This is a genomic window from Kutzneria sp. 744, assembly GCF_000568255.1.
Lineage (GTDB): Bacteria > Actinomycetota > Actinomycetes > Mycobacteriales > Pseudonocardiaceae > Kutzneria.
Genome location: NZ_KK037166.1, coordinates 9,781,272 through 9,790,888 on the forward strand (window position 1 = coordinate 9,781,272; position 9,617 = coordinate 9,790,888).

The 9,617-nt window shown below is 66.9% G+C and carries 7 protein-coding genes; 3 read left to right on the top strand and 4 right to left on the bottom strand.

Features of this window, described 5'->3' with window-relative positions:
• Positions 1-22 precede the first annotated feature (22 nt).
• From KUTG_RS44750 to KUTG_RS44760, 3 genes are all read left to right on the top strand, one after another.
• Positions 23-1,951: a right-handed parallel beta-helix repeat-containing protein gene (locus KUTG_RS44750; RefSeq protein ID WP_232241278.1), complete on the top strand. Its 1,929-nt coding sequence runs from the start codon at positions 23-25 to the stop codon at positions 1,949-1,951.
• A complete protein-coding gene (locus KUTG_RS44755) occupies positions 1,948-2,961 on the top strand; it encodes a right-handed parallel beta-helix repeat-containing protein (protein WP_043725891.1) in 1,014 nt (337 codons plus the stop codon). The genes KUTG_RS44750 and KUTG_RS44755 overlap by 4 nt, the downstream gene beginning before the upstream one ends.
• 79 nt (positions 2,962-3,040) lie before the next feature.
• Positions 3,041-4,054 (top strand): right-handed parallel beta-helix repeat-containing protein, encoded by a 1,014-nt coding sequence (locus tag KUTG_RS44760; RefSeq protein WP_198047533.1) that lies wholly within the window; start codon positions 3,041-3,043, stop codon positions 4,052-4,054.
• Positions 4,055-4,060: 6 nt separating this feature from the next.
• Here KUTG_RS44760 and KUTG_RS44765 read toward each other — a convergent pair whose 3' ends face one another.
• The 4 genes from KUTG_RS44765 to KUTG_RS44780 all read right to left on the bottom strand — a co-directional run bounded on the left by KUTG_RS44765 (position 4,061) and on the right by KUTG_RS44780 (position 9,530).
• A complete protein-coding gene (locus KUTG_RS44765) occupies positions 4,061-5,521 on the bottom strand; it encodes a serine hydrolase domain-containing protein (protein WP_043725896.1) in 1,461 nt (486 codons plus the stop codon).
• Positions 5,522-5,924: 403 nt separating this feature from the next.
• Positions 5,925-7,025, bottom strand: coding sequence for an HNH endonuclease signature motif containing protein (locus KUTG_RS44770; protein ID WP_043725898.1), 1,101 nt, complete (start codon positions 7,023-7,025; stop codon positions 5,925-5,927).
• Positions 7,026-7,242: 217 nt separating this feature from the next.
• Positions 7,243-8,772 (bottom strand): bifunctional 3-(3-hydroxy-phenyl)propionate/3-hydroxycinnamic acid hydroxylase, encoded by a 1,530-nt coding sequence (locus KUTG_RS44775; protein WP_198047534.1) that lies wholly within the window; start codon positions 8,770-8,772, stop codon positions 7,243-7,245.
• Between the two features lie 14 nt (positions 8,773-8,786).
• Positions 8,787-9,530, bottom strand: a complete 744-nt coding sequence (locus tag KUTG_RS44780; protein ID WP_198047535.1) for an SDR family NAD(P)-dependent oxidoreductase — start codon at positions 9,528-9,530, stop codon at positions 8,787-8,789.
• Positions 9,531-9,617: the final 87 nt, after the last annotated feature.

A 9,617-nucleotide genomic window follows, 5' to 3' on the forward strand; every position in this document is an offset into this window, starting at 1 on the left:
CCCTTCGTTCGGAGGAACTCTCGTGAAGCGAAAGCGGGTCGTCGCACTCGTGACGGCCACCCTGTGCGTGGCCGGCGGTCTCGCCGCACTGTCCCAGACGGTCGCCACCGGCGCGACCCCGGGCAGCGCCGCGCTGACCAATCTGGACACCTCGGCCGCGAACCGGCGGGCGCCGGTCGCCGGTCTGTACGACTGGAGCAAGGCGGGCTTCCGCGGCGGGCAGAACCTGCCCGGCTCCGGCGATGTCAACCCCGCCGCCAAGTGCCAGATCAACGCGGTCGCGCTGGCCACCACGTACAAGGTGAAGCCGGACGACAACGTCGACGACACCAACGGCATCCAGGCGGCCATCGACAAGCTGCACAAGGACTGCTCGCCCACGGGCAGTTACAACAAGCTGAGCCTGATCACCTTCCCGGCCGGCACGCTCAACGTCACGCACGAGATCCACGTCGACGCCAACTACCTGATCCTGCGCGGCGCCGGCACGGACAAGACGAAGTTCGTGTACGCGCCGGACAAGAACACCCAGTACGACGTGCTGACGCCCGACGGCGACCAATGGGACCAGGGCAACATGGGCTTCGACGACGCCAGCGGCGGCTGGCTCTGGCCGGGCCGCGGCTTGTTCCGCGTACAGTCGCGCCAGGTCGACCCCAGCTACGCCAGCGAGTACAAGAGCGCCCCGGCCAACCGCAAGGACGAGTTCGAGGGCACGATCAACGTGCACTGGAAGGCCGGCGCCAAGCTGCGGGCCAAGCCCGGTGACAAGGGCTTCGCCGCCCGCACCGGCGACAAGGTGGTCTACCTCGACACCGCGGCCAAGACCGCCAACATGAAGGTCGGCGGCTTCATCAACATCCGGGCCGCGAACTCCATCAACTTCTACAAGTCGATGGACGCCTACCCGACCACGTGGCCGCTGGAGAACCTGCACATGCGGCAGCAGTGGTTCACCATCACCGCGATCGACACCAAGAACCACACGGTGTCCATCGACAAGCCGCTCGAGTACGACGTGCCGGTGGACTCCACTTCGGACGGTTCGGCGGCGATCGACGGCACCGTCTACGCGTCGAAGGCCTCGCCGATCGTCGACCCGATCGTCGGTGTCGGCTTCGAGAACTTCTCCTACACCCAGGTGGCCCCGCCCGGCGTGACCGAGGCGCAGGCCAAGGACAACTACGGCAACCTGGCGCCCTCGCTGGCCATGCAGGGCATCGTGTTCAAGTGGGCGGCCAACGACTGGGTGACCGGCATCCACGCGATGATGACGGGCTCGCACCCGATCGTCACCGAGGAGGCCAAGAACCTCCAGATCGTGAACAATGAGCTGGACGGTTCGTGGAACAAGGGCAAGGGCGGTAACGGCTACTTCCGCGGCTCCCGCGTGTGGGACTCGCTCTACGCCGGCAACACCACCCGCGACCTGCGCCACTTCACCTTCCAGTGGTCCGCCTCGGGCAACGTCGTAATCGGCAACGACATCGACTCGGACTTCAACATCCACGGCGGCTACGAGCGCAACAACCTGTTCGAGAACAACACGAACAAGGTGTCCTACGCGCACCGGTCCGGCAGCTGCACCGCGCACTGCGGCGACGAGGGCGGCAGCGGGCCGGACGACTCGACGTGGTTCCCGATCTACTGGTCCACGGGCCAGAAGGCGGTCAAGTGGTCCGGTTCCTCCGGCCCGCGCAACGTCTTCTTCAACAACACCATGAGCAAGCAGGTCACGGACGGCGCCGCGTTCACGCCGTACTACCCGGACCACACCAAGATCTACCAGTTCGGCTGGGACGGCAAGGCGTTCCACCACCTCGACGTGGGCGGCACGCCGATCACGGACTGGGCCCACAACGAGCAGAACGACTACACCAAGGGCCACGGCGTCGACGACACTATGTCCGACAAGGGCCCGTCGATCTTCCTGAAGTCGGTGGCGAAATGATCAAGACTGTCTCCGCGATCGCCCTGCTGGCGCAGTTCGCCCTGCCCTCGGCGGCCGCGTCGACCATCAACGTCAGTAACGCGGCCGAGCTCATCGCCGCCCTGAAGGCGGCCAAGCCCGGCGACACGATCCAGCTGGCCGACGGCGACTACGGCGACCAGTTCGTCGCCACGACACCCGGCACGGCGGCCAAGCCGATCACGTTGGTGGGCAGCGCCAAGGCCGTGCTGCACGACCCGAAGTTCAACCTCGGTGACACCGACTGCCCGTCCGGCCAGACCGGGTACGGCCTGTGGTTGCAGGGTGCGAACTACTGGAACCTCAAGGGGTTCACGGTCAGCAACTCGAAGAAGGGCATCGTCCTCGACGGCTCGTCGCACGTCACGATCGACGGCGTGAACGTGCACGACATCGGTTATGAGGGCGTGCACTTCCGCAAGAGCAGCGCCGACGGTGTGATCAAGAACTCCACGGTGACCAACACCGGCAAGGAGGAGCCCGGCTACGGCGAGGGCGTGTACATCGGCTCGTCGAACAGCAACTGGTCCTGCTACGGCGCCAACAAGGGCAAGAACCCGGACGCCAGCAACAACGTGCAGGTGCTGAACAACAAGATCGGGCCCAACGTCGCGGCCGAGGGCCTCGACGTCAAGGAGGGCACCACCGGCGGCGTGGTCGACGGCAACACCTTCGACGGGACCGGCGAGAAGAACCAGAACTCGGCCGACTCCGCGATCGACGCCAAGGGCGACGGCTACAAGTTCACGAACAACATCGTGAAAAACGCCTTCCTCGACGCCATCCAGACGCACAACCTGTGGAAGAAGACCGGCTGTGGCAACACGTTCAGCAACAACACGCTGACCGTGACCAACAAGAACGGCTACGGCATCAACTCCACCAACCAGAGCCAGTGCGTGTCGTCGAAGTCGCCGAACATCATCGGCGCGTCCAACAAGAGCACCGGGGGCAAGGGGCTGTCCAAGACCCCGACCACGCCGGGCGCGTAGTGGCTCCTGGGGTCGTCCCGCACATCAGCCGCTGTGCGGGCCGGCCCCGTCGCCATCCCTGCCGAAAGGACTTTTCCCTGTGTTGAAGGCCATTCTCGCAGCTGTGCTCGCGGCCCAGGCCGTGGCGCAGCCGGCCGCGGCTGCGGCCACCCTCAACGTCAGCACCGCCGCCCAGCTGATCGCCGCCCTCAAGGCGGCCAAGCCCGGCGACACCATCCAGCTGGCCGACGGCGATTACGGCGACCAGTTCGTCGCCACTACGCCCGGCACCGCGGCCAAGCCCATCACCCTGGTCGGCAGCGCCAAGGCCGTGCTGCACGACCCCAAGTTCAAGCTCGGCGACACCGACTGCCCGTCCGGCCAGACCGGGTACGGCCTGTGGCTCCAGGGTGCGAACTACTGGAACCTCAAGGGTTTCACGGTCAGCAGCTCCAAGAAGGGCATCGTCCTCGACGGCTCTTCCCATGTGACCATCGACGGCGTCAGCGTGCACGACATCGGGTACGAGGGTGTGCACTTCCGTAAGAGCAGCTCCTATGGCGTGATCAAGAACTCCACGGTGACCAACACCGGCACCGAGGAGCCCGGGTACGGCGAGGGCGTGTACCTGGGGTCGGCCAACAGCAACTGGTCCTGCTACGGCGCCACCCCGAGCACGCCCGACGCCAGCAACTTCACCCAGGTGCTGAACAACAAGATCGGCCCCAACGTGGCCGCCGAAGGCATTGACGTCAAGGAGGGCACCCACGACGGGCTGATCTCCGGCAACACCTTCGACGGCACCGGCGAGAAGAACCAGCACGACGCCGACTCCACGATGGACATCAAGGGCGACAAGTACACCATCACGAACAACATCGCCAGGAACGGCTATCTCGACGTGATCCAGCTGCACAACGTGTGGGAGAACACCGGCTGCGGCAACACGTTCAGCAAGAACACGCTGACCGTGACCAACAAGAACGGCTACGGCATCAACGCCACCGACCAGAGCCAGTGCGTGTCGTCGAAGTCGCCGAACATCATCGGCGCCTCCAACAAGAGCACCGGTGGCAAGGGCCTGTCGAAGACCCCCACCACGCCCGGGGTGTAGGTGTTCCTAGCTGATCGGGCGGCGGAGGGTGGCGTTGACCGGTTCCATCGGCACCGTTCGGTTGGACGCGGCCACTGTCACCTCTCCGTCGCTCAGGCCGATCAGCAGTGACGCTCCGGCGCCCGGGCCGGCGCCGGAGTGTCCGTACAGGTCGCCACCCGGGTTGACCAGCCAGCCCAGGCCCAGCTTGGCCGGCCCCGTTCCCGCTTGGGGTCGCAGCATGTCGTCGACGCCGTGCGCTGGCAGGAGCGTCGTCCAGGTCCGACCGAACCGCACCAGGTCTGGCGCCGTGGTCCACAGACCCCCGGCCGCCGCCATGGTCGAGACGTGGCGTTCCGCCTCCTCGAACGCCCCGCCCTCGGCCAGGTGGTAGCCGGTGACCACGGCGCCTCCTTGTGGCCAGGCCGTGGGGAAGTCGGAGTCGTCCATGCCGAGCGGTGCGAGCACGAGGTTCCTTATTGCGTCGGGGTAGGGAACCCCGGTGATGTCGGCGACGATCCTCCCCAGCACGGCGTAGCCGCCGTTGCTGGGGAGGAGCTCGCCTCGTCGGTCGTGGTGGCAGGGGACGGTGCCGTGGTAGACGAATTCCGGCGCTTCCGGGGCGAACTGGACCTCGGGGTCGATGACGCCGGCGGTGTGGGTGAGCAGGTCGCGGACCGTGATCTCGTCGTTGTCCAGTCGGACGCCGCGGAGGATCGTGTTCGCCCTTACGTCAAGGTCCTCGACCAGCGCGACGACGGCGGTCGCCGTGACGACCTTGGCGATCCCGTAGACGGGGAGCCGATGCTCGGCCCTTAGCGGCTCGTGGCTGTCGAGGTCCTTCCACCCCTGCGCGTACGTCCAGCCCTCACTCGCGAGCACCACCCCCGGCAGCCCGAGATCCTCCACCGCCCGCTGCGCCGTGCTTTGCGCCTTCTGCGGCGGTTCTCCGGTTGTTCTGGTGACGATTGCCCGATTCATCCGGCTGTCCGTGAGCCGCTTCGCGATCGGATACAGCTTCAGCGCCTTGATCCGGTACGGCGCCTCTTCCTCCGTCGAGGCTTCCAGCCTCAGTCCGCCGATCTCCGCCCGGATCGCCGTTTCGTTCTGCGCATTGACGGTCAGCCGCTCCCGCAGCTGCCCCACCACCGATCGCAGCATCTTCGCCATGACTTCCGCCGGTATCTGTTCCAGCAACCGCGGCGCCACATGCTCGTCGAGCTCTCGCCTTTCGGGCGCCGTCCACCCCTCCGCGTCCGACGTCCGATACCTGTCGACCAGCCACCGCACATGCGGCAGCACGTTCCCCGCCGCCGTCTCGATGCCAGCCTTCAGCGCCGTCCAGCTGGCAAACCCGTGCTCGCGGGCAATGGCGAGCTGCGCTTCATGCAGTGTCCCGAATTCCCCCGCCGCCACCCGCCGCTTCGCTTCCACTTTCAGGAAGCGCAGGCTGGGCCGGTCGGGGAGGGCACGCGAATGCTCGGACATGGCAGTCCTTCCTCACGCCCGTGGGTCCGCGACATCGGGCCGGAAAGACCTGCCGTCGATGGGTGACACTTCAACCCGGTGGGCTTGCAGCCCTGCCCGCGGACCCAGAGGCGGCCGGCACCGCCAACGCGACGGTACTGCGAGACCGGAGTTTTGGCAAAGGCATCTCGGGCCACCGACTGACGTGCGCGGCAAGGCGACCCACGACCTGACGTGAGCGGACCGGCGAACGCGCCCACCGAACGCACCACACACCTGACGTGACCACGGTTCGGGTGGCAAGGCCGCGACGGCACCGACATCCGTCAACACAGGAGCTTGCCGTCGTGGTCGCGGCAGCGGCCCCTCCCACGCTCAAGCCTTCGACTTTGCTCGGCCGGTGAGCGGGAACCCCCAGTTAGCCTCAGAACGGAGGCTCGTCCAGCGGTTCGGGCTTGGTCACGTAGGTCTGCCCCCACCGCTTCTTCAGCGTCGCCGTGCCGTCCTTGGCAATGCTCACTTCAGCCTTGGTCGCGTGCTTGTACCGATGATGCCGCCGATCCAAGGGCGCGAGGTTCGTACCCGTCGACTCACCCAGTGGCCACGGCGTCGCATGGTCGATGTCGCACGACCGCGACGGATGTGAACAACAGGGCATCACGCAGGTCTGATGCCGTGTGCGGATGAACCGATCCACGCCGACCTTCGGGCGATACAACTTCGGCGTGTACTCCACCAGGTGCCCAGCCGGATCGGTCAACAAACGATGAAACAGCGTGCCCGGGTGGGACATTAGCTCCCGCACCACCGCGGCCGGAATCAGCTGCCCGGCGGCCATCTTCCCCGGCCGGTCATCAACACCCAACAGGCTGGTGATGGGCACTGTCACCTGGATCAAGGGCTTCAATCCGGCGCTCTTGGGGTCCTCCAGGATCAGGCCCGCCATGACATCGGCGCGCACGGCGTTGATAGTGCGCCCGTCCTTGGGCTCCTGCTTGGCGATGCGGTCGATCTTGGCGTACATGGCCCGGGCGATCTCCGCAGGCTGCTGGCAGGCGAGGGTGGCCATGCTGTCTTCGTCGTCGTAGAGGACGACTTTCCGGTCGCGGCGGGCTTTTTCGCGGCGTTCCAGGTGGACGGCAGGGTCGGCTCGTTGCAACCTGGCCTGGCAGGAGCGGCGGAGTTGTTGGGGGCAGCGGCCTTCGGCGGCCTCCAAGGTCTTGGCGACGGCCCGCTGGGCGAGGTCGTCGGGGTAGAACTCGGTGGGGTCGACGATGGCGTGGGCGGAGCGTTCGGAGATGGTGCCGGCGCTCATGGCATCGATCACGTTGGGGAACAAGGACTCCAAGCGTGTGGCAAACTCGCAGTGATCCTGGGCGTTGGCGGGGGAGAGTTGCAGGGCCGCGCCGATGTCGACAGGGGCATCCGCGTCGATGCACAGCTCCGCGGTGAGGCGCAGAACCTCGGCGCTGAGTTGACGGCGGCGGCGCTCGCATTCGATCAAGCGAGCGACTTTCTCGTTCATACCTGCAACTCTACCCTCGTCGCAAGATCGTTTCGTCACTCGAAGGGGTCTAGAAATGGGACAGGAAAAGCACTCTAGGTGTCCGGTCGGCTTGACACCTAGCTGGGACAACGACTTGTGCGGCAAGGTCGAGCAAACCCGTTGCAGGGCAACGACTCTGAGTGGAATCGACCCTGGGTTTCCCTCCGAAGCAACACCCAGGCACAGCAGCGACCTCTCAGACCTCGATGTGACCGCGCAGCTCATCGATGATCCCCGGCAGCTCGGCCAGGGAACCGCCACCGAACACGTAGAAGTCGGGACGCGTGACGACGACCTCCCAGCCCTGAGCGGCGAGGTGGGCGGCGTACTTGCCCTCCACGTCAACGACATCGCCGCCGACGTGCACCAGATGCGCGCCTATGGAGGAGAGGAACGCGAGCTGCTGGGGGTCCAACACCGAGGCGGGATCGGCCACAGTGGACACAACGGTGAACCCGCCGCCGATGACGGCGTCGAACAGGCCCTCGGTGGAACCCTGGCGTACGACAGCCTGGAGGCTGAGCTCGCCGGCGCCGGGCTGGGAGCGGGCGATGCCGGTCAGGGGCGGGATGGTGGGCATGGCGGGGGCGTTGCCGGTGCGGAAGGCCTCGTCGCGAGCGGCGGCCAGCTCGGGGTCGAGCACGGAGGTGACCTTGCCGGTCTCGATGGAAAGGTGGGTCCACGCAAGGAGATTGGGCTCCCGCTCGGACTGGTAGGTGTCGAGCAGCGCGGGGGAGGAGACGCCGCGAAGCACGAGGTCGAGCTTCCACGCGAGGTTGTTGGCGTCGCGAATGCCGGAACACATGCCCTGGCCCTGGAAAGGCGGCATGGTGTGGGCGGCGTCGCCGGCGAGGAACACCCGGCCCCCGGACCACTGTGAGGCGATCTTGGCCTCGAAATTCCACACGTGCTGACGAACGATCGACAGGTCGTCGGCGGTGAGACCGAGGCGGGCCAACAACTCCCACGCGACGGCGGGATCGGACATCTGCTCGGCGGTCTCGCCGGGCAGCAGCCGCCACTCGAAACGCCGGTGACGGTGCCCGAGGGGAAGCACGGTGGTGGGGCGCTCGGGGTCGCACCACTGCCCGGTGTCGAGCTCAAGGTGCACGGGACGCTTGCGCTGGCAGTCGGCGTTGAACCACTCCTCGGAATAGCCGAGGTCGTAGCGCTCGATACCCAGCTGCTCACGGGTCTGGCTGCGGCCGCCGTCGGCGGCGATGACGTAGCAGGCCCGCAGGACGATGGACTCGGTGGCGCGGGCGGGACCGAACTCGTCGGCCTCAGCAGCCGGAGAAGTCGCGTGCACCTCGACGAAATCGTCGCCGGGGACGACATTCTCGATCTCGAAGCCCCGGTACAGCGACACGTTGGGGTCGTCGCACAGCTGCGAGTGGAGAGGGTCCTCCATGGTGGGCTGGTACATCATGAAGTCCGACGGGTAGCCGGAGATTCCCTCGGAGGCCCAAGGGAATTCGGCCAACAGCTCGCCCTTCCCGTTGCGCATGGTGTAGGTTTCACACGCGATGGCGTCCTTGAGGAACGTGTCGGTGCAGTCCAGCAGTTGCAGGGTCCGCACCACCTCGTGGTCCACATGCCCGGCGCGGGGCAGGTTGTAGAGGTTGGGATGCCTCTCGACGAGGGCGACGTCGCGACCGAGCCGCCCCAGCAGTCCGGCGGCCACCAGACCCACGGGACCGGCGCCGAGAACAATAACATCGTGCACGGTACTCTCTTCGATCATTGGGCGGTGTAGCCGCCGTCGATCACCAGGCTGGCGCCGGTGACGAAACCTGCGGCGGGATCGGCGAGGTACACAACGGCGGCGGCCACTTCGCGGACGAGGCCGAGCCGGCCAAGCGGGATCCGGCGCAGAGTGTCGGCCCGGAAGTCCTCGTCGGCGAAATACGGGGCGGTCAAAGGGGTTTCGACGTAGCCGGGCGCGACGGCGTTGACCCGGATGCCGTGCGGCCCCAGTTCCACGGCCAACGCCTTGATCATGCCCTCGACGGCGTGCTTGGCGGCGCAGTACACGGAACGGTTGGCCGCGCCGACATGGCCCATCTGGGACGACACGGTGATCACCGAGCCGCCACGGCCGGCGGCGATCATGCGGGCGACCACGGCCTGGGTCAGGAAGTACGTGGACCGGACGTTGAGGTCGAAGATCTTGTCGTAGGTGGCCGGGGTGACCTCGGTGAACGGCATCGGGTCGTTGGTGCCGGCGTTGTTCACCAACACGTCCACCTCGCCGACGCCATCGAGCACGGCCTCGAAACGGGGCAGGTCAAGGACGTCACACGTCACCGCCAAGGCCGAGCCGCCGGCGGCGCGGATCTCCTCGGCGGCGGAGTCGATCTCCGAAGCGGTGCGGCTGAGCAGCACGACCCGGGCTCCGGCCGCGGCCAACGCCAGCGCGATGCCCCGGCCGAGACCGCGGCCGGCGCCCGTGACCAGGGCGGTCCGGCCGTCCAAAGTGCTCACTCGGCCCACGCGGGCAGCTCGCCCTGCACCCGGCTCGCGCGGATGTCACCGGAACGGGTTGGCTCCCTCGAAGAACTCGGCCCGCGC